Raw genomic sequence first — 19980 nt, 5'->3', positions numbered from 1 at the left:
CCATGTCCGCCAGCATGTCCGATATTGTCATCGCCTCTGCCGCCCGCACCCCGGTCGGCGCCTTCAACGGGGCCTTCGCAACCCTGCCCGCCCATGCGCTGGGCACCATCGCCATCCAGGCCGCGCTGTCCCGCGCCGGGCTGACCGGCGCGGAGGTGGATGAGGTCATCCTCGGCCAGATCCTGACGGCGAATGCCGGCCAGAACCCGGCCCGCCAGGCGGCGGTCGCCGCCGGCATCCCGGTGGAACGCACCGCCTTCGGCATCAACCAGCTCTGCGGTTCCGGCCTGCGCGCCGTGGCGCTGGCAGCCCAGCAGATCGCCTGCGGCGACGCCGCCATCGTGGTGGCCGGCGGGCAGGAAAGCATGACCCAGGCGCCGCATGCGGCCAATCTGCGCGCCGGACAGAAGATGGGCGACCTTTCCATGGTCGACACCATGATCAAGGACGGGCTGTGGGATGCCTTCCACGGCTACCACATGGGCACCACGGCGGAGAATGTGGCCCAGAAATTCCAGCTCACCCGCCAGGAACAGGACGAATTCGCCGCCAACAGCCAGCGCAAAGCCGGGGAGGCGATGAAGGCCGGCCGCTTCAAGGACGAGATCGTCCCGGTCACCGTGAAGGGCCGCAAGGGCGACACCGTCATCAGCGACGACGAATACCCCCGCCCCGACACGACCTATGAGGTGCTTGCCAAGCTGCGCCCGGCCTTCAGCAAGGATGGCACGGTGACCGCCGGCAATGCCTCCGGCATCAATGACGGCGCCGCGGTGGCCGTGGTGATGACGGCGGCGGAGGCGAAGAAGCGCGGCATCACGCCGCTGGCGCGCATCGCTTCCTGGGCCACGGCGGGCGTCGATCCCTCCATCATGGGCACCGGCCCGATCCCGGCCAGCCGCAAGGCGCTTCAGAAGGCGGGCTGGGACATCGCCTCGCTCGACCTGATCGAGGCGAATGAGGCCTTCGCCGCCCAGGCCTGCGCGGTGAACAAGGATCTCGGCTGGGATCCGGCCCGGGTGAACGTCAATGGCGGCGCCATCGCGCTCGGCCATCCGATCGGCGCCTCCGGCGCGCGGGTGCTGAACACGCTGCTGTTCGAGATGCAGCGGCGGGATGCCAAGCGCGGCCTCGCCACGCTGTGCATCGGCGGCGGCATGGGCGTCGCCATGTGCCTGGAGCGCTGATCGTTTCACCTGCGTTGCACCGCGCGAGGTTGTGTTTCGCGCGGTGCCTTCCAGACAAAACGAGCCCTGGACGCCGTCCGGGCCGCGCCTAAGCTCCCGAAAGCTGCGCAACCGAACCGGTCGCGGCGGGGAGAGACACCATGGCGCTGTTTCGGATCAACCCGCTGACCGGCGGGCCGTTGCTGCAGGATGGCAGCGATCTCGCCGACATCTTCTTTACCCTTGGCACCGCCGACCTGCTGGCCCCCGGCCTGCTCCAGGATGCGGGGCAGGGGCGGGACACGCTGCGCATCGTCGCGGCGGGCCCGCTGGCGGTCGAGGACGCCGCCTTCGCCGGGCTGCGCGGCTTCGAACAGGTGGTGCTGCGCGCCACCGACAGCATCACGCTGACCCTGGGCGCGTCGGCCTCGGCGGCGCTGGCGCCCGGTGCCACCATCACCCTGGCCCGCATCGCCACCGCCGACCTGGCCGTTGATGCCGCCAGCGCCACCACGGGGCTGCGCCTGGTGGGCCGTGGCGGGAATGACCTGCTGCTGGGCGGCACGGGGAACGACACCATCGTCGGTGGCGATGGCGCCGATACCTTGATGGGCGGCGGGGGCAACGACCGGCTGACCGGCGGCGCGGGGGGCGATGTGTTCCGCCTCGGCCCGCAGGCCGGCCAGGTGGTGCTGGTGGACTTCGCCGCCGGGGAGGATCTGATCGATTTTTCCGCCATGGCCGGGCTGACGCTGGAAGGGCTGCTGGAAGCGGCCACGCAGATCGGCAGCGTTGTCCGGATCGATCTGGGAGGCGGCGTTCGGGTGACGCTGCGCAATACCGCGCTGGAGGATCTGAACGCCGGCAACCTGCTGTTCGGCCCGGCGAGCGACCCGCTCGACATCGATGAGCTGCGGCAGGAGATCGGCACGAACGGCGTCGCCGGCGCGGCGGGCGGCGGCGCCATCGCCACCTTCTACGACGGCGCCGATGTGCTGACCGGCAGCGCGCAGGAGGACCGGGTGCTGCGCCGTGGCCAAGCGGAGGGCGGCGATGGCGGCGCGGGCGATGCCGGCCAGGTGGGGGAGGATGGGCTGGAGACCTTCCTTTTCGCCGAGCCCCTGAACGTCCGCACGACGCCGCGCGGCGAGGATGGCGCGGCCGGCGATGCGGGCGGTGCCGGCGGCGCCGCGCAGGCCATCGCCGACGGGGCCGGCACGCGGCTCAACGGCGCCCTGGCGGGGCGCGACGAATCGGCATTCCGGCTGGTCGCGCTGGGCGGCGATGGCGGTCAGGGCGGGGCCGGCGGTCTGGGGGGCGCCTCCGCCGCGGAACGCAACGTCACCATCCTGGACGATGAGGGCATGGTGGTCGGCGGCCTTCATGACAATGCGAGCCAGGGCGGCACCGGCGGCGCCGGCGGGGCGGGTGGCGCGGGCGGCGCGGCCATCGCCGAGATCCTGGATTATCTCGCGGCACAGGGTCCGGGGGCGAACCACGCGCTGCAGGCCAGTGCCACCGGCGGCCGGGGTGGCAATGGCGGGCTGGGCGGTGCCGGCGGCCTCGGCGATTTCGACCTGGACCTGACCGATGGCGTCGATGGCAGCGAGGGCGGCGCCGGTGGGGCGGGCGGTGCCGGCGGCGATGCCCTGGCGCGGATCAGCGGCCTCGATGCCCGGCAGGCGCCCGGCACGGAATGGGTGCTGGTGGCGGAGGCCCAGGGCGGCCGCGGTGGCGATGGCGGCTTCGGCGGCGCCGCCGGCTTCGGCAGCAGCGGCATCGAACAGGAATTCGAAGCCATGATCTCCGGCGGCCGGGAGGAGGGTTCGGATATCGGGGGCGCCGGCGGCGCGGGTGGGGCCGGCGGCGACGCGGCGGCCGAACTGGTCGGCAACCGGATCGCCGTGGCGGGCGATGCGGCGACCACGCTGCGGCTGGAGGTCGCGGCGACCGGCGGGCAGGGCGGCCTGGGTGGCATCGGCGGCTTCGGCGGCGCGGCGGAGGATGCCGGCATCTCGGAGGAGGGCGGCATCCTGGTCACCAACCGCCTCGGCCAGGCCGGCGCGGATGGCGCCGTTGGCGCGCAGGGCATGGCCCGCGCCGTGCTGCGGGACAATGATGTGGCGCTGGGTGAGGGGGACGACCTGCTGCAGCTCGCCATCTTCCTGGATGGCGCCGATCCGGTGCTGGACTTCGCCGGCAACCGCTTCGAGGGCGGCGGCGGGCGCGACACGCTGGACCTGTTCAACGTCCAGCCTTTCGGCCTCGTCGGCGCCAATGTGGATCTGCGCAATGCGCTCCTGTCGCTGGATGGCCAGGCGGGGGCCGCGCTGTCCGGCTTCGAGAGCTTCATCGGAACCAACCAGGGCGACCGCTTCGTCGATGGGGCGGATGCGCAGATCTATACCGGTGCCGGCGGTGCCGACATCTTCGTCTTCGCCGCCGGCCACGGCCATGACAGCATCCAGGACTTTCGCCAGGGCGAGGATCTGCTGGATCTCAGCGCCCTGAACTACACCGATTTCGCCGAGCTGGAGATTGGTGTGAGTCCGCCGGGTGACGAATATCCCTATGTGGTGGTGACCACCTCCGGCGGCAGTTCCATCACCCTGTCCTTCACCGCCGACACGGTGCTGACGGCGGCTGATTTTATCCTGTAGGCGCCTCAGAAATCATCCAGCAGGGCGTCGATCGCGGCCTGGCCGAGGTCGCCGCCGGCCGGGGTTTCCACCGTGCGGATGGCGGTCTTCACCTCCACCTGCTCGCGCGGCACTTCCGGCCGGACGCCTTCGGGGATCATCGTCTCCAGCATCGTCTCCACCTGCTGGAGGTGCTGGATGGCGCGGCGGATGCGCTGGCCGGTGACGTCCTGGAAGCTGCAGGCCTCGAAGATCGAATTCACCCGCTCGGCGATCGCCGCCACCGCATCCAGGTCCTTGCCGCCTGTGGCGACCCAGTCCTGGATCGCCTCGGCCGCTTCCATGATGGTATTGGCGGCGGCTTCCGTGGCCTGCACCACCGCCTCCAGCTCCAGCCCGCTGTTGCGGGTGGCGGCGGCGGGAACGGCGACGAGCTGGCCGATCTGGTCGTGGATGCGGGCCAGTTCCTTGGTCATCCGCTCCTCCCCCATGTCGGAGATCTCGACGCTGGCATGCAGCTCCGCGCTCAGCTCGGCGATGCGGCGATCGACGAAGCGGCGGAAGTCATCCAGGGCCGGATGCAGCTCCGCCCGCACGGCGTCGCGGAAGGTGTCGGTCGTTTCGGTCGTCACAGACATGCCTTGATCCCCGTGGCGCCGGCAATCCGGCCGATCGCGTGGCGTGGTGGGGGGCATTATGGCGCCGGCCGGTGAACAAGCCGTTGCCGGCGCCACTTTCAGATAGGCATCCCTCGGGCGAAAGGTCCGCCGATCCTATTTCAGCGGAAAGCCCAGCGCCGTCAGCGCATCCCGCATCCGGTCCCGCCCCGACAGCCCGGCGGCGGTGCCGACGCGGCTCATCATGCGCTGGGTCCAGTCCTGCTGGCCCATGCCCTGCGCCACGGAGAAATCGCCCAGGGCCTTGTCATAGCCCGCGATCTTCCGGTCTTCCTCCGCCACCTGATACTGCTCCCGGTGCAGCACCAGGGATTGCGGCAGGCGGGGCTTCACGGCGCCCTGCATGGCGGGGTGGCCGACCGCCATGCCGAAGCAGGCGAAGGCATTGGGCGGCAGGTTCAGCTCCGCCGAGACCTTCTCCGGGTATTGCCGCAACTGGCCGACATAGACGGTGCCGAGACCCAGCGATTCCGCTGCCACCAGCGCGTTCTGCGCGGCCAGGGCGGCATCCACCAGCGCCACCATGAAGGATTCCAGGTAGTCCAGCCCCTCCATCTTCCGCTGATGCGCCTCGCCCAGCCGGGTCAGGCGGGAATTGTCGGCGATCCAGCACAGGAACAGCGGCGCCTGGCGGATGAAGGCCTGGCGGCTGGAAAGGTCGGCCAGCCGGTTGCGCCGCGCCTCGTCCTCCACCGCGACCACGGACCAGGCCTGGAGGTTGGAGGAGGTGGGGGCGGATTGCGCCGCGGCCACCAGCGTCTCCAGCGTGCCCGGCGCCAGCTTCTGGTCGGTGAAGGCGCGGATGGAGCGGTGGTTCAGCAGGGTCTCCAGCACCGGATTGGTCATCTCCAGCGCCGTCTCCGGGCCGGCATCGGCGCCATAGCGGGCGCGGACGGTTTCGATCGGGGCCTGGTCCATGCGTGTCTCTCCGGAATCTGGATGCCGCGTAACGCGAAGCGGTCCCGCAGGTCCAGGGCATCCGCCGCCTAAACCGCAAGGCTGCCTCGCGAAGGCATTGGTTGATGCTGCACTGCGGCGGGTCCATACCCCCGGCCATCATGCTGTCAGGTTCCAACCCCCCCATGTCCGACATGACCCCCATCCGCCGCGCCCTGCTCTCCGTCTCCGACAAGACGGGGATCGTCGAATTCGCCCGCCAGCTTGTCGCCCATGGCGCCGAGATCCTCTCCACCGGCGGCACCGCCCAGGCGCTGCGCATCGCCGGCATCCCGGTGAAGGATGTGGCGGAGCATTCGGGCTTTCCGGAGATCCTCGACGGGCGGGTGAAGACCCTGGTGCCGCAGGTCCATGGCGGTCTGCTCGGCCGGCGCGACCTGCCGGAGCATCTGGCGCAGATGGAGGAACACGCCATCGCCCCGATCGACCTGGTGGCGGTGAACCTCTACCCCTTCGAGGCGACGGTGGCCCAGGGCGCCGGCTTCGAGGACTGCATCGAGAATATCGACATCGGCGGCCCCGCCATGATCCGCTCCGCCGCCAAGAACTTTGCTTCGGTTGTTGTCGTCACCGAGCCGGGGCAGTTGGCGGAAGTGCAGGCGGAATTGCTGCAGGGGGGGACCAGCCTGGGCCTGCGTCGTCGTTTGGCCCAGGCGGCCTATGCGCGCACGGCGGCCTATGACACGGCCATCAGCACCTGGTTCGCCGGCCAGAATGGGGAGGCCTTCCCGCCGCGCCTGGCCTTCGCCGGGCTGCTGCGCCAGACGCTGCGCTATGGCGAGAACCCGCACCAGCAGGCCGGCTTCTATGCCGATGGCAGCCTGCGGCCGGGGCTGGCCACCGCCGCGCAGATCCAGGGCAAGGAACTGTCCTACAACAACCTGAACGACACCGACGCCGCCTTCGAATGCGTCGCGGAGTTCGAGCAGCCGGCCATCGTCATCGTCAAGCACGCCAACCCCTGCGGCGTGGCGGAGGCCGACAGCCTCGCCGCGGCCTGGGACCTTGCCCTGCGCTGCGACCCGGTCTCCGCCTTCGGCGGCATCGTGGCCGCCAACCGCATCCTGGATGCCGAAGCCGCCGAGCGCATCACGGCCATCTTCACCGAGGTGGTGGTGGCCCCCGATGCCGACGCCGCCGCGCGGGCCATCTTCGCCCGCAAGAAGAATTTGCGCTTGTTGCTGACCGGCGCGCTGCCGGACCCGGCGGCGCCGGGCCTGACCTTCAAGTCGGTGGCCGGCGGCTTCCTGGCGCAGTCGCGCGATGCCGGGCGGGTGGCGCTGGAGAAGCTGAAGGTCGTCACCCAGCGCGTGCCGACGCAACAGGAGCTGGAAGATCTGCTGTTTGCCTTCCGCGTCTGCAAGCATGTGAAGTCCAACGCCATCGTCTATGCCAAGGGCCTCGCCACGGTCGGCATCGGCGCCGGGCAGATGAACCGCGTGGAGAGCAGCCGCATCGCCGCCTGGAAGTCTGAGGCCGCGGCCAAGGCGGCAGGGCTGGACCGGCCACTGGCAGAGGGCTCCGTCGTCGCCTCCGACGCCTTCTTCCCCTTCGCGGACGGGCTGGAGACGGCGGCGGCGGCCGGCGCCACGGCGGTGATCCAGCCGGGCGGGTCGATGCGGGATGCCGAGGTGATCGCGGCGGCGGACAAGGCAGGCCTCGCCATGGTCTTCACGGGCATGCGCCACTTCCGGCACTGAATTACGGTTCTGTCATTTTTATGCGGCGCCCGGCCTTCCATTCGGCCGGGCGCGCAACCATCTCGCGCGCCGTCTCCACCATCCAAAGGCTTGAGTTGATGAACCGCCTCCTCGACGGCTATCGCCGCTTCCGCGCCGACACCTGGCCGCAGGAACGCGCGCGATTCGAGGCCCTGGCCGCCCAGGGCCAGCATCCCGAGACCATGGTCATCGCCTGTTCCGACAGCCGCGTGGACCCGGCCGTGATCTTCGGTGCCGGGCCGGGGGAGCTGTTCGTGGTGCGCAACGTGGCCAACCTCGTGCCGCCCTTCAGTCCCGACGGCGCCTATCACGGCACCAGCGCGGCGCTGGAATTCGGCGTGCGGGTGCTGAAGGTCTCGCAGCTTGTGGTGATGGGCCACGCCATGTGCGGCGGCGTCACCGCTTTGCTGCGCGGCGCGCCGCCGGAAGCGCGTGACTTCGTGCCGGCCTGGATGACCATCGCCACCGAGGCCCGCCGCCGCGTGCTGGAATGCGTGCCGGTGGAGCAGGACCAGCAGGAGGCCTGTGAGCTGGAGGCGGTGCGCCTGTCGCTCGCCAACCTCATGACCTTCCCCTGGGTGGCGGAGGCCGTGGAAGCGGGCCGCCTGACGCTGCAGGGCGCGCATTTCGGCGTGGCTACGGGTAGGCTGATGCTGCTGGGCGCGAATGGGGAATTCGCGCCGGCGTAGCCAGAGGCGGCGCCGGGATGCGAGTCTGGGTTTCTGAGCCCCGATTCGCGACAAAGGAGTCCTCGCCTGCCGGACTGGCTGCCCCTCGCGTTGATCGCCGGCGCCCTGGCCTTCGGCCTGCTGCTGCTGGTGCTGGCGCTCCGCGGCCGGCGCGGGGATGAGGTGCTGCGCCTGGGCGCGATGATGGAGGCCCTGGCCGCCGGCCAGGACCGCCTCGCCCGCCTCAGCGAGGACCGGATGCGGGAACAGGAGCGGACGCTGGCCGCGCGGCTGGACCACGCCGCCGAACGCAGCCAGGCCACCGCCACCGCCATCCAGCAGCGCCTGTCGGTGATCGACGCCGCCCGCCAGAATATTGAGGCGCTGGGCGGGCAGGTGACCTCGCTCGCCGCCATGCTCGGCAACAAGCAGGCGCGCGGAGCCTTGGGGGAGGTGCAGCTGCGCGACCTGGTGGCGGACCGGCTGCCGGCGGCGGGTTTTGTCTGGCAGCACACCCTGTCCAACGGCACCCGCTGCGACTGCCTGATCCGCCTGCCCTTTCCGCCCGGCCCGATCGTGGTGGACAGCAAATTCCCGCTGGAGGCCTGGGCGGCGATGCAGGACGCGCCGGATGCGCCGGCCCGGCTGCTGGCCACGCGCCGCTTCACCCAGGACATCCGCAAGCATGTCGCGGATATCTCGACCAAATACCTGATCCCCGGGGAGACGGCGGAAGGCGCGCTGATGTTCCTGCCGTCGGAGGCCGTTCATGCCACGCTGCATGCGGCGCATGGCGACCTGGTGGCGGAGGCGGCGCGGCGCGGCGTGCATATCGTGGGGCCATCCAGCCTCTGGGCCGTGCTCAACACCATGCGCGGGCTGCTGCGCGATGCGCGGCTTCAGGATGAGGCGCGGCGCATCCGGCATGAGGTGGAGGCGCTGGCCGAGGACTGCGCCCGCCTGGAACGCCGCACCGGCGCGCTGCGCGGCCATTTCGCGAATATCCAGCAGGATGTGCGGGACATCGAGATCACGGCGGAGAAGATCATCCGCCGGAGTGCGGCGATCCGCGCGCTCGACATTCCGGACGAGACCGCGAGGGCCGCTGAATGATGTCGCCGCCACCCAGCACGGAGAGTGGGCTTTGACCCTCCTCCAGCTCCAATCCGCCCTCGGCCTGCTGGCGCTCACCACCCTCGCCTGGGCGCTCGGCGGCTTCCACCGGTGCACCCCCTGGCGCGTCGTCGCGGCCGGGCTGGGTCTGCAAATCCTGTTCGCCGCCGCGCTTCTGCACATTCCGCCGCTGCGCGCCGCCTTCGCCCTGCTGGGCCGCGCGGTGGATGCGCTGGCCACGGCGACGCGGGCCGGCACCAGCTTCGTCTTCGGCTATCTCGGCGGCGGGCCTCTGCCCTTCGCGGAGCCCTTTCCCGGCGCCGGCTTCATCCTGTTCTTCCAGGGCCTGCCGCTGGTGCTGGTGGTCGGTGCGCTGGCCGCCGTGCTGTACCACTGGCGCGTCATCCCGGTGATCGTGGAGGCGCTGGCCCGCCTGCTGACGCGCGCCTTCGGCCTCGGCGGCGCGGCCGGCTTCGCCACCGCGGCCAATGTCTTCGTTGGCATGGTGGAGGCGCCGCTGCTGGTCCGTCCCTGGCTGGCGCGGCTTTCGATCAGCGAGATGTTCGTGGTGATGACCGCGGGGCTCGCCACCATCGCCGGCAATATGCTGGTGGTCTATGCGGTGATGATCGCCCCCGTGGTGCCCGACGCCGCCGGCCAGTTGCTGACCGCCAGCCTGATCTCGGCGCCGGCCGCCGTGCTGGTGGCGCTGCTGATGCGACCGGGCGATGCGGCACCTGTCGTCGAACAGGCCGCCACGGCGCCGCGCCTGTATGACAGCACCATGGAAGCGCTGGTGCGCGGCACGCAGGATGGGCTGACCCTGCTGCTCGGCATCATGGCGACGCTGGTGGTCTTCGTGGCGCTGGTGGCGCTGCTGAACATGGTGCTGGAACCGCTGACCGGGCTGACCTTGCAGCGCATCTGCGCCGTGCTGTTCTGGCCGCTGGCCTTTGCCATGGGCATCCCGGCCGAGAGCGCCGGCACGGTTGCCGCCTCGCTCGGCACCAAGGTCGTGGTGAATGAATTCGTCGCCTATCTCGAACTCGCGCAATCCGGCGGGCTGGGGCTGAGCGAAAGGTCGCGGCTGATCCTGATCTATGCGCTGTGCGGCTTCACCAACTTCGCCTCGGTCGGCATCATGCTGGGTGGCATGGTGGCGATGTGCCCGGAACGGCGGGCCGATATCGTGAAGCTCGGCCTGCCGGCGCTGGTGGCCGCGACCATCGCCTGCTGCATGACGGGCGCGGTGGTGGGGCTGCTGACGGCGCCCTGAGAAAGGACCTCATGTTCGACATCCTCGGCCCGCCCCCCGCCGGCTCCCCCCGCCCCTTCAGCGAGGCGACGCGCGCCGGCGGCCTGGTCTTCGTCTCCGGCCATTCCGCGCCGCATGACCCGGCCCGCGGCATTTCGCGCGGCGCGACGCCGGCGGAGGAGGTGCGGAACGCGCTGGCCAAGGTCGCCGCCATTCTGGAAGCTGCGGGCAGCGGGCTGGACCGGGTGGTGCAGATGACCATGCTGATCACCGACCCCGCCGACTACGCCGCGCTCAACGCCGAATATGTGACGCATTTTCCAAACGGCCTGCCGGCCCGGCACACGGCCCGCTTCGGCGTGCCGACCGAGGCCCGCGTCGCCTTCGCCTGCATCGCCCTCGCCGGAGAGCCCACCCATGCGTAGCCATCTGGTCCAGCGCAATTTGCGGCAGGACCCGCCCCTCGCTTTGCGAGGCGAGGGAATCTTCCTGCATGACTCCAACGGAAAGACCATCATCGATGGCTCCGGCGGCGCGGCCGTCGCCTGCCTCGGTCATGGCCATCCCCGCGTGCTGGACGCGATGCGCGCGCAGATGGACCAGCTGACCTACGCCCACACGGCGCTCTATTCCTGCGAGAGCGCGGAGGCGCTGGCCGACCTGGTGCTGGAGGGTGAGCCCGGCGGCCTGACCCAGCTCTATCTCTGCTCCTCCGGCTCCGAGGCCATGGAGGCGGCGCTGAAGCTCTCCCGCCAGTATTTCTGGGAAATCGGCCAGCCAAACAGGCAAAAGTATATCGCAAGGCGGCAGAGCTATCATGGCAATACGCTCGGCGCGCTGGCGGCCGGCGGCAATGCCATGCGGAAGGCGATCTACCAGCCGATCCTGTCCGACGCCTTCAGCCATGTCGCGCCCTGCTACGCCTATCGCGACCGTGGGCCGGCGGAATCCGACGCCGATTATGTGGCCCGGCTGGCGGCGGAACTGGAGGCGGAGTTTCAGCGCCTCGGCCCCGACACCGTCATCGCCTTCATCGCGGAGCCGGTGGTCGGCGCGACGCTCGGCTGCGTCACCGCCTTGCCGGGCTATTTCCAGGCCATGCGCGCGGTCTGCGACCGGCATGGGGCGCTGCTGATATTGGATGAGGTGATGTGCGGCATGGGCCGCACCGGCACCATGCATGCCTGGGAACAGGAAGGCGTGACGCCGGACATCCAGGTGGTGGCGAAGGGCCTGGGTGGTGGCTACCAGCCGATCGGCGGCATCCTGGCCAACCATCGCGTCATGGACGCGCTGCGCGACGGCAGCGGCGCCTTCATGCACGGCCATACCTACCAGGCCCATCCCATGGCCGCCGCCGCCGCGCTGGCGGTGCAGCGGGTGATCCGGGAGGAAGGGCTGCTGGCCAATATCCAGGCCATGGGCGCGCTGCTGGAACAGCGGCTGGTGGAGCGCCTGGGCAACCATCGCCATGTCGGCGACATCCGCGGCCGCGGCCTGTTCTGGGCCGCCGAATTCGTCAAGGATCGCGGCAGCAAGGCGCCCTTCGACCCGGCGCTGAAGCTGAACGACCGCATCAAGCGCGCCGCCTATGACAACGGCCTGGCCTGCTACCCCATGGCCGGCACCATCGATGGCCGCCTCGGCGACCATGTGCTGCTGGCGCCCCCCTACATCGCCACCGCCCAGGACATCGATTCCATCGTCGCCCGCTTCGGCGACGCGGTGGACACGGCGCTGGCCGGGCTGCCGAAATCTCGTTGATTCCGCAATGAACCGATCCTTCCGTAACGCGTTCTATATCCGAAGCCCAGCCACCAGGCCGGGCCCAAGGATAGGAGAAGCGCTATGGACAAGGATCGCATCAAGGGCGCCCTGAACGAGGCCAAGGGCTCCGTGAAGAAGACCGTCGGCGAGGCCGTGGGCAATGAGCGTCTGGAGGCCGAAGGCCACCTCGACACCGCCAAGGGCAAGGCCCAGGGCGCCGTTGGCCGCACCAAGGACGCCGCGCGCGACGCGATCGACGGCAAGGATCGCGTTTGACGACCGGCGTGGGGCTCCGGCCCCACCCGTGTGCAGATAAAAACCCCGGCAGGGTGACCTGCCGGGGTTTTTCGCGTCCGGAAGCCCTCAACCCCAGGGGTTGCGGCGCGGCCCGGCGGGAGGCTTCGACCAGGGGCCGGCGGCGGGCGGGGCCACCGGCATCGGCCGCGAGGGCGGCCGACCGGCGCCGCCCCCCAGCGCGCGCAGCGCCGCGACCCGGTTCGCCGTCTTCGGATGGGTGGAGAACAACCCATCCATGCGCAGTCCCGACAGCGGGTTGATGATGAACATATGCGCGGTTGCCGGATTGGCCTCCGCCGCCTGGTTCACCCGGCCTTCCTTGTAGGATTCAAGGCGCATGAGTGCGGAGGCCAGACCCTCCGGATCGCCGGCGATCTTGGCGCCCACCCGGTCCGCCTCATATTCGCGGGACCGGCTGATCGCCATCTGCACGATCATCGCGGCGATCGGCGCCAGCACCATCATGGCGATGGTGCCGATCAGGCCGAAGGGATTCTGGCGGTTGTCGCCCCGGCCGAACAGGAAGCCGAACTGCGCCAGCATGCCGATGGCACCCGCGATGGTCGCCGTCATGGTCATGATGAGGGTGTCGCGGTTGCGGATATGCGCCAGCTCATGCGCGATCACCCCCGCCACCTCCCGCTCCGGCATCATGTCGAGCAGCCCGGTGTTCAGCGCCACCGCCGCCCGGTCCGGGCTGCGGCCGGTGGCGAAGGCATTGGGCTGGTCCTCATGGATCACATAGAGCGCCGGCATCGGCAGCCCGGCATTGGTGGCGAGCTGCTGGGTCATCTGGAACAGCCGGGGCGCGTCACCCGGGCCGATGGGCTGGGCATTGTGCATGCGCAGCAGCATCCGGTCGCTGTTCCACCAGGCGAAGACGTTCATGCCGCAGGCGACCAGGAAGGCGATGACCATGCCCTGCTGGCCGCCCAGCATGAAGCCGACGCCGACGAAGATCGCGGTCATCCCTGCCAGCAGCACCGCGGTCCGCAGATATCCGCTCATCCATCCTCCGATCCGAATGCCCTGTCATGCGTTGCAGCCTCTGCAAGCCGTACAGGGATCGCCTACATGTGGGGCATGAGCAACGCGAATCACGGGGGGGCGCCTGCCGCCGCCCACATCACGAATAGCCCGGCCTTGGCCCAGCAGGTGCCGCTGCCGCCGCAGGAACCGCCTGGCCCGCCGCCGGGCCATCCGGTGCCGGAGCCCGACCCCGCGCCGATCCAGCCGCCGCCGGATGGCGACATGCCGATGCCGGGCGACCCGCCGCCGCCCCCGCTCGGCGATCCGCCGGCCGAGGCGCCGATCCGCCTGGCCCTGCCGCCGGAGATCGGGGGGCCGAAGGGGCCGGAGCCGACACGCTATGGCGACTGGGAACAGAAGGGCCGCGTCAGCGACTTCTGAGGCCAACGCTCGATTTCATCGACCGCTGGAATCATATTTGATGCCCTCAGGCGCCGGGCGCGGCCTCCGGCCGCTTGGCTCATCGCGCCGAAGGCGCGCCTTCGGCGCGACGGACAACCGGCGGGCCGCATTCGCGGCCTCGGCCGGCATTGCCGGCCGCAGGTTCAGTCTTTTCGGGCGTTGGTATGAGCCGCCGATTCCGTGTGCCCCGACTCGAGTCGCGACTCGGGCGCGACTCGGGGAACGCGCTAGTCGGCGACTCGGAGGCCTACCCCCACATCTTGTGGTGGGAGAACGAAATCCGGGAGTCAGCGATTCGTTCCCGCGACTCGGACCAGGCTGTTGATTCAAAAGGGGCGTGCCTGGCACGGATTACGCCTGATTCACCTCATGTTCCAGAACAGGGGCGAATCGCGAACCAGAACGGTGGCGGCAGGCGCCTCAGCGGCCCCGGCGCGCCAGCCAGAAACCGAGGCCCAGCACCCCGGCGGCGGAGACGGCCAGCGCCCATTCCGCCCCCAGCGCGGCCCGCCCGGCGCCCATCGCGGCGGGGCCGAGCGACTGGCCGAGGAAGAAGCTGAAGGCATGCAGCGCCACGGCGCTGCCGCGGGCCATGGGCGCCACCTCCGTCACCCGGGTCTGGATGGAGCTGTGCATCATGTAGAAGCCGAGGCCGAGCAGCAGGCAGCCGCCGATCAGCACCGCCGCCACCGGCGCCAGGGCCTGGGCCAGCAGCCCCAGCGCCGCCAGCGCGCCCCCCAGCACCACCATGCGCGACTGACCCATGCGCCGCAGCATCAGCCCGGCGAGGGCCGCGAAGACGAAGCCGCCGACGCCGAAGAAGGCCACCGCCAGCCCCGCCTCCGCCACGCCACCCTGGCCACGCTCCGCCAGCAGCGGGGCGATGAAGGGGAAGATGCCGAAGATGAACATCCCCTCCAGGAACACGCAGGCATAGAGCACCCGCGCCGCCGGCTGGGCGATGATCTGCCCGTAGCGGCGCAGCGCATCGGCCAGGTTCAGCCTTGGCCCGCGCAGCTCCGGCCGGCTGCGATCCGCCCGCAGCATCGGCACCGCCGCCAGCGCCGCGGCCGCGCAGACCAGGGTGACGCCGCGCCAGCCGATCCAGGGCTCCAGCATCGCCGACAGCAGTGCGCCACCGGAGGACCCGGTGAGCCCCGCCACCAGCAGCCGCGACAGCGCCACCTGCCGGCGCTCGATCGGCACCTGGTCGCCGATGGAGGCGATGGCGAGGGGAAAGATGCCACCCGCCGCCGCCCCCGCCAGGATGCGCAGCAGGGTGAGGGACAGCAGGTCCGGCGCCATCGCCGTGATGGCCAGCGCCACCGCCAGCAGCAGCAGGCAGATGCGGATCACGCGCTGCTTGCCGGCCGCATCCCCCAGCGGCCCCAGCACCGGCTGCACCAGCGCATAGGGCAGGGCGAAGGCGGTGGAGAGCAAGGCGATGGTGGCCGGGGTGGCGCTGAATTCCGCCGCCAGCTCCCCCACCAGCGGGTCGAAGGCACGCATGGCCAGCGCTGAGGCGAGGCAGGCCAAGCCGAGCACGAGGATCAGGCGGCGCGTCTCGGAAGAGCGCCTTTCGGGAGGGTCGGCCATGGCCGCGGATGCTGCTTGCTGGCGCCGGCCCGCGCAACCGCGCCCGGCGCAATCCTGGCGGGCGCCCCGGATGAGGCTGGTGGCACGTATCAAACCATGTGTTAATTATCGTATTCTGGACATGCTCTTCGTCAGGACCGCCGTGTGACTCCCCCCTTCGCCGTCGCCTTCCAGCCCATCGTCGATGTTGAGACCGGCCTGACCCTGGCGCAGGAAGCGCTGGTGCGCGGCCCGGCCGGGGAATCGGCCGGCAGCGTGCTGGCTTCCGTTGCGCCGGAGGCGCGCTATCGCTTCGACGCCGAAATCCGCCGCGGCGCGATGGCGGAGGCGCTGCGCCTGGGCCTGCCGGCGACCAATGCCGCGCTGACCCTGAACATCTTCCCCGGCTGCATCGGCGCGCCCGAATTCTGTGCCACCCGCACGATGGCCGATGCCGAGGCCATGGGCTTCCCGACCGACCGCCTGATCTTCGAGATCAGTGAGATGGAGCCTGTGGAGGATCCCGAGGCGCTGGGCCGCACCCTGGCCAATTTGCAGCGACGCGGGTTGCGCATCGCGCTGGACGATGTTGGCACCGGCCATGCGCGAATCCCGCTGCTGATGGTCTGGCGCCCGGACGGCGCCAAGATCGCGCGGGAGGTCATCATGGGCCTCGACAAGGACGAGGCCCGCTTCGAACGGGTGCGGGAGACGCTGGAACAGCTTCTCGCCTTCGGCATGGTGCCGGTGGTGGAGGGTATCGAGACCCCCGGCGAACTGGCCGCGCTGCGCCGCCTCGGCGTGCGGGCGATGCAGGGCTACCTGTTCGCCCGGCCGGGGCTGGGCGTGCTGCCGGTGCCGGTGGTGCCGCGCGCCGCTACCTGATCCTGTTATCCACCAGGTCCTGCACCACGCCCGGATCCGCCAGCGTCGAAGTATCGCCCAGCGCCTCCGTCTCATTCGCCGCGATCTTGCGCAGGATCCGGCGCATGATCTTGCCGGATCGGGTCTTCGGCAGGCCGGGCGCCCATTGGATGGCGTCGGGGCTGGCGATGGGGCCGATTTCCTTGCGGACCCAGGCCACCAGCTCCTTGCGCAGCGCCTCGGTGGGCTCCTCGCCGGTCTTCAGCGTGACATAGGCGTAGATGCCCTGGCCCTTGATGTCGTGCGGCATGCCGACCACGGCGGCCTCCGCCACCTTGGGATGGGCGACCAGCGCGGACTCGACCTCCGCCGTGCCCATGCGGTGGCCGGCGACATTGATGACGTCATCGACGCGGCCGGTGATCCACCAATAGCCATCGGCATCGCGCCGGGCGCCGTCGCCGGTGAAATAGGTGCCCTTGAAGGTCGAGAAATAGGTCTGCACGAAGCGCTCATGGTCGCCATAGACCGTGCGCATCTGCCCGGGCCAGCTATCCAGCAGCACGAGGTTGCCCTCGGTCGCGCCTTCCAGGACATTGCCGTCATTGTCGACCAGCGCCGGCAGCACGCCGGGCAGCGGCAGCGTGGCGGAACCCGGCTTCTGGGCAATGGCGCCGGGCAGCGGCGAGATCAGGATGCCGCCGGTTTCCGTCTGCCACCAGGTATCGACGATCGGGCAGCGCTCGTCGCCCACATTCCGGTAGTACCAGAGCCAGGCTTCGGGATTGATCGGCTCCCCCACGCTGCCGAGAATCCGCAGGCTGGCGCGGCTGGTCCGCTTCACCGGCGCCTCGCCTTCGCGCATCAGGGCGCGGATGGCGGTGGGGGCGGTGTAGAAGATATTGACCTGGTGCTTGTCCACCACCTCCCAGAACCGGGAGACGGTCGGGTAGTTAGGCACGCCCTCGAACATCAGCGTGGTCGCGCCATTCGCGAGCGGGCCATAGACGATGTAGGTGTGCCCGGTCACCCAGCCGACATCGGCCGTGCACCAGTAGATCTCGCCGTCGCGATAGTCGAAGACGTTCTCATGGGTGAAGCTGGCCCAGACCATGTAGCCGCCGGTGGTGTGCAGCACGCCCTTCGGCTTGCCGGTGCTGCCGCTGGTGTAGAGGATGAACAGCGGGTCCTCCGCGTTCATCCGCTCCGGTTCGGCGGTTTCCGGCTGGGTGTCGCAGGCGTCCGACCACCAATGGTCACGCTCCGGCATCATCTGTACCGCGCCGCCGGTGTTTTTCGCGACGATGACGTTGCGGATGGAGGGGCAGGTCTTCAGCGCCTCATCCGCATTGGCCTTCAGCGGCACCTTCCGGCCGCCGCGCCGGCCCTCATCCGCCGTGATCAGCAGTACGCAATCCGAGTCCTGGATGCGGGATGCCAGGCTGTCGGGTGAAAAGCCGCCGAAGACGATGGAATGCACGGCGCCGATGCGGGCGCAGGCCAGCATGGCGACCGCGGCCTCCACGATCATCGGCAGGTAGATGCAGACCCGGTCGCCCTTCTGCACACCCATGTCGCGCATGGCATTCGCCAGCTGGCAGACCCGGGCGTGCAGTTCCTTGTAGGTCACCTTGGCATCGCTGGCCGGGTCGTCCCCCTCCCAGATGATCGCCACCTGGTCGCCGCGGGTCGCCAGATGCCGGTCGAGGCAGGAGACGGAGGCGTTCAGCACCCCATCCTCGAACCACTTGATCGAGACCTTTCCGGATTCGCCGCCGAAATCGGTGTTCTTGATGATGGTCGGCGCCTGCATCCAGGCGATGCGCTTTGCCTCCTTCGACCAGAAGGCGTCGGGGTCGCGGGTTGCGGCCTCCACCATCGCCTTGTAGCCGGCGGCGTCCACATGGGCGCGCGCGGCGATCTCGGGCTTCACGGCGATCAGGCTGTTATCGGTCATGGGCGGTCCCCGCAGTCTTGTCGGCGCATCTCGTTCCGGTCTTCTGACCGGTTCATAGAAAGGGAATGGGGCACGCGGCCATGAGATGCGTCAACCGGCGGCATGCGAAGTTGAAGGAGAGGCCGGCGTGACGGCAGGGGATGGATGGGCGAATTCGGCCGCGGCCTGGATTGAGGCCCAGGGCGAGGCCGGCGACTACGGCCGCCGCTTCGTGCTGGATGCGCCGATGCTGGCACGCGTGGCGGCAGCACCGGTGCGGCTGGCACTCGATATCGGCTGCGGCGAGGGCCGCTTCTGCCGGATGCTGCGCGACCGCGGCATTCCGGCCATCGGCATCGACCCGACCGAGGCGCTGCTGGCCGAAGCCCGCCGCCGCGATCCGGAGGGCGACTACCGCCCTGGCCGGGCGGAGGCGCTGCCCCTGACGGATGGCGCCTGCGACCTGGCCATCAGCTACCTGAGCCTGATCGACATTCCGGACGCCGCCGCCGCCATCGCCGAGATGGCCCGCGTGCTGGCCCCCGGCGGCCGCCTGCTGATCGCCAATCTCAACCCCTTCTTCACCGCCGGCATGCCGGAGGGCTGGGTGCGCCAGGACGGCGAAAAGACGCATTTCGCCATCGACCACTATCTGGAGGAGCGCGCCGACTGGGTCGGCTGGCGTGGCATCCGCATCCGCAACTGGCACCGGCCGATGAGCCACTACATGACCCTGCTGCTGGGCCAGGGCCTGGTGCTGACCCATTTCGCGGAACCCGCCCCCGCACCGGGCGGCGACCCGCACGCGGCGGCGCGCTACCGCCGCGTGCCCTATTTCCACATCATGGAGTGGAAAAAACCTAACTCTCCGCCGTGATCCCCCGTTCCCGCGCGATGGCCGCGAAGGTCGCCACCGTGCTGTCGAACAGGCTGGCAAAAGCCTCCCGCCGCAGGCCGGAGGGGGTGAAGCCCAGCGCGGCCAGCCGCGCCTGCAGCGCCGGGTCCGACAGCATGGCGGCATTGGCGGCCTGAAGCCGCTCCAGCGCCGGCTCCGGCGTGCCGGCGGGGGCGAAGAAGCCGATCCAGGTGTCCTGGACGAAGCCGGGGGCGATGCTCTCCCCGGCCGTCGGCACCTCCGGCAAGGCCGGCGGGCGGCCGGCGCTGGTGACGAACAGCGGCACCAGGCTGCGCGCCCGGGCATGCGGCACGCCGGCGGAGAAGGTTACCACGCCGACATCGATATTGCCGGCTAGCAGGTCCTGCAGCACCGGCCCGCCGCCGCGATAGGGCACATGCTCCACCCGCAGCCCGCCGGCGGCGCGCAACATCAGCTCGCTGGTCAGGTGCTGGGAGGCACCGATGCCCGGCACGCCGACATTCAGCGCCCCCGGCCGCGCCCGCGCCGCCTCGGCGAAATCCCGCGCATGGGTCAGGCCGGAGCGCGGATGGGTGAAGAAGCCATGCTCCGCCGTGATGGCCAGCGCCACCGGCCGCAGGCTCTGGCTGAGGGAGGGTGCGCCGGGCACCGGCAGGGCCTCGGTCGCGGCGAAGGTGTCGTTGGCCAGCAGCAGGGTATGGCCATCCGGCGTGGCGCGCGCCGCCGCCTGGCCGCCAACGCGGCCGGAGGCGCCGCCGATATTCTCGATGACGATGGTCTGGCCGAGCTGCGCGCCCAGCGCCTGCTGCACCGCGCGGGCGAGCTGGTCCACCGCGCCGCCGGGCGGCCAGGGGACGACCAGGCGGATCGGGCGGTCGGGCCAGGCGGATTGGGCGCGGGCGATGCCGGGGGCCGCCAGCGGCGACAAGGCGAGGGTGCGCAGCAGCAGGCGGCGGCGGAAATGGTCACGGGGCGCGTGAGTCATGGGAGGCTCCGAAGGGCGTCAGGATCAGCGGGATAGGCGCGGATCCGGGCGA

18 protein-coding genes are annotated in these 19980 nt (G+C 70.4%); 12 read left to right on the top strand and 6 right to left on the bottom strand.

Translation table 11 applies throughout. The features are described 5' to 3' along the window. Positions 1-14 precede the first annotated feature (14 nt). Complete coding sequence (locus JJQ90_RS06445) at positions 15-1187, top strand: acetyl-CoA C-acetyltransferase (RefSeq protein WP_216873819.1); 1173 nt, start codon at positions 15-17, stop codon at positions 1185-1187. A 140-nt stretch (positions 1188-1327) separates the two neighbouring features. Next, a complete protein-coding gene (locus JJQ90_RS06440; RefSeq protein ID WP_216873609.1) occupies positions 1328-3826 on the top strand; it encodes a calcium-binding protein in 2499 nt (832 codons plus the stop codon). Positions 3827-3831: 5 nt separating this feature from the next. Here JJQ90_RS06440 and JJQ90_RS06435 read toward each other — a convergent pair whose 3' ends face one another. Further along, on the bottom strand, positions 3832-4443 hold the full coding sequence (locus JJQ90_RS06435) for a protein phosphatase CheZ (protein ID WP_216873608.1): 612 nt from the start codon (positions 4441-4443) through the stop codon (positions 3832-3834). A 135-nt stretch (positions 4444-4578) separates the two neighbouring features. Continuing rightward, complete coding sequence (locus JJQ90_RS06430; protein WP_216873607.1) at positions 4579-5400, bottom strand: NADPH-dependent oxidoreductase; 822 nt, start codon at positions 5398-5400, stop codon at positions 4579-4581. A 164-nt stretch (positions 5401-5564) separates the two neighbouring features. Between JJQ90_RS06430 and purH the strand changes: the two genes are divergently transcribed. From purH to JJQ90_RS06395, 7 genes are all read left to right on the top strand, one after another. Then, complete coding sequence (gene purH, locus JJQ90_RS06425; RefSeq protein ID WP_216873606.1) at positions 5565-7139, top strand: bifunctional phosphoribosylaminoimidazolecarboxamide formyltransferase/IMP cyclohydrolase; 1575 nt, start codon at positions 5565-5567, stop codon at positions 7137-7139. Positions 7140-7237: 98 nt separating this feature from the next. After that, entirely contained in the window at positions 7238-7849 is a 612-nt protein-coding gene (locus JJQ90_RS06420) for a carbonic anhydrase (protein ID WP_216873605.1), read from the top strand. A gap of 90 nt (positions 7850-7939) precedes the next feature. Then, on the top strand, positions 7940-8941 hold the full coding sequence (locus JJQ90_RS06415; protein ID WP_230410354.1) for a DNA recombination protein RmuC: 1002 nt from the start codon (positions 7940-7942) through the stop codon (positions 8939-8941). Between the two features lie 31 nt (positions 8942-8972). Next, entirely contained in the window at positions 8973-10217 is a 1245-nt protein-coding gene (locus tag JJQ90_RS06410; RefSeq protein ID WP_230410353.1) for a NupC/NupG family nucleoside CNT transporter, read from the top strand. An 11-nt stretch (positions 10218-10228) separates the two neighbouring features. Next, positions 10229-10621 carry a RidA family protein gene (locus JJQ90_RS06405; RefSeq protein WP_216873603.1) on the top strand — a complete coding sequence of 131 codons (393 nt, stop codon included), beginning with the start codon at positions 10229-10231 and terminating at the stop codon, positions 10619-10621. Continuing rightward, positions 10614-11960: an aspartate aminotransferase family protein gene (locus tag JJQ90_RS06400; protein WP_216873602.1), complete on the top strand. Its 1347-nt coding sequence runs from the start codon at positions 10614-10616 to the stop codon at positions 11958-11960. Before JJQ90_RS06405 ends, JJQ90_RS06400 begins: the two co-directional genes overlap by 8 nt. Positions 11961-12044: 84 nt before the next feature. Then, the gene (locus JJQ90_RS06395; RefSeq protein ID WP_216873601.1) at positions 12045-12239 is read left to right on the top strand and encodes a CsbD family protein; all 195 of its coding nucleotides are present in this window, start codon (positions 12045-12047) and stop codon (positions 12237-12239) included. Between the two features lie 87 nt (positions 12240-12326). Here JJQ90_RS06395 and htpX read toward each other — a convergent pair whose 3' ends face one another. Continuing rightward, positions 12327-13268, bottom strand: coding sequence for a zinc metalloprotease HtpX (htpX, locus tag JJQ90_RS06390; RefSeq protein WP_216873600.1), 942 nt, complete (start codon positions 13266-13268; stop codon positions 12327-12329). Between the two features lie 135 nt (positions 13269-13403). Here htpX and JJQ90_RS27615 point away from each other — a divergent pair, with 135 nt between their 5' ends. Further along, positions 13404-13670 (top strand): DUF1674 domain-containing protein, encoded by a 267-nt coding sequence (locus JJQ90_RS27615; RefSeq protein ID WP_377097986.1) that lies wholly within the window; start codon positions 13404-13406, stop codon positions 13668-13670. A 441-nt stretch (positions 13671-14111) separates the two neighbouring features. On the opposite strand, the gene JJQ90_RS06380 is transcribed toward JJQ90_RS27615, so the two are convergent. After that, entirely contained in the window at positions 14112-15287 is a 1176-nt protein-coding gene (locus JJQ90_RS06380; RefSeq protein ID WP_216873599.1) for an MFS transporter, read from the bottom strand. Between the two features lie 144 nt (positions 15288-15431). On the opposite strand from JJQ90_RS06380, the gene JJQ90_RS06375 reads away from it, so the two are divergent. Then, positions 15432-16151 carry an EAL domain-containing protein gene (locus JJQ90_RS06375; RefSeq protein WP_216873598.1) on the top strand — a complete coding sequence of 240 codons (720 nt, stop codon included), beginning with the start codon at positions 15432-15434 and terminating at the stop codon, positions 16149-16151. Here the strand turns inward: JJQ90_RS06375 and acs are convergent. Then, positions 16144-18087 (bottom strand): acetate--CoA ligase, encoded by a 1944-nt coding sequence (gene acs / locus JJQ90_RS06370; RefSeq protein WP_216873597.1) that lies wholly within the window; start codon positions 18085-18087, stop codon positions 16144-16146. The two genes, JJQ90_RS06375 and acs, sit on opposite strands and share 8 nt — an antisense overlap. A 127-nt stretch (positions 18088-18214) precedes the next feature. Between acs and JJQ90_RS06365 the strand changes: the two genes are divergently transcribed. Then, positions 18215-18943, top strand: a complete 729-nt coding sequence (locus JJQ90_RS06365; RefSeq protein WP_329959388.1) for a class I SAM-dependent methyltransferase — start codon at positions 18215-18217, stop codon at positions 18941-18943. Here JJQ90_RS06365 and JJQ90_RS06360 read toward each other — a convergent pair. Then, positions 18927-19928: a Bug family tripartite tricarboxylate transporter substrate binding protein gene (locus JJQ90_RS06360; protein ID WP_216873595.1), complete on the bottom strand. Its 1002-nt coding sequence runs from the start codon at positions 19926-19928 to the stop codon at positions 18927-18929. The two genes, JJQ90_RS06365 and JJQ90_RS06360, sit on opposite strands and share 17 nt — an antisense overlap. Positions 19929-19980: the final 52 nt, after the last annotated feature.

This window comes from Falsiroseomonas oleicola (assembly GCF_019029495.1).
Taxonomy (GTDB): Bacteria; Pseudomonadota; Alphaproteobacteria; order Acetobacterales; family Acetobacteraceae; genus Falsiroseomonas; species Falsiroseomonas oleicola.
The sequence above is the reverse complement of the archived record's forward strand: the minus strand, read 5'-3'. Positions and strand labels throughout refer to the sequence as shown.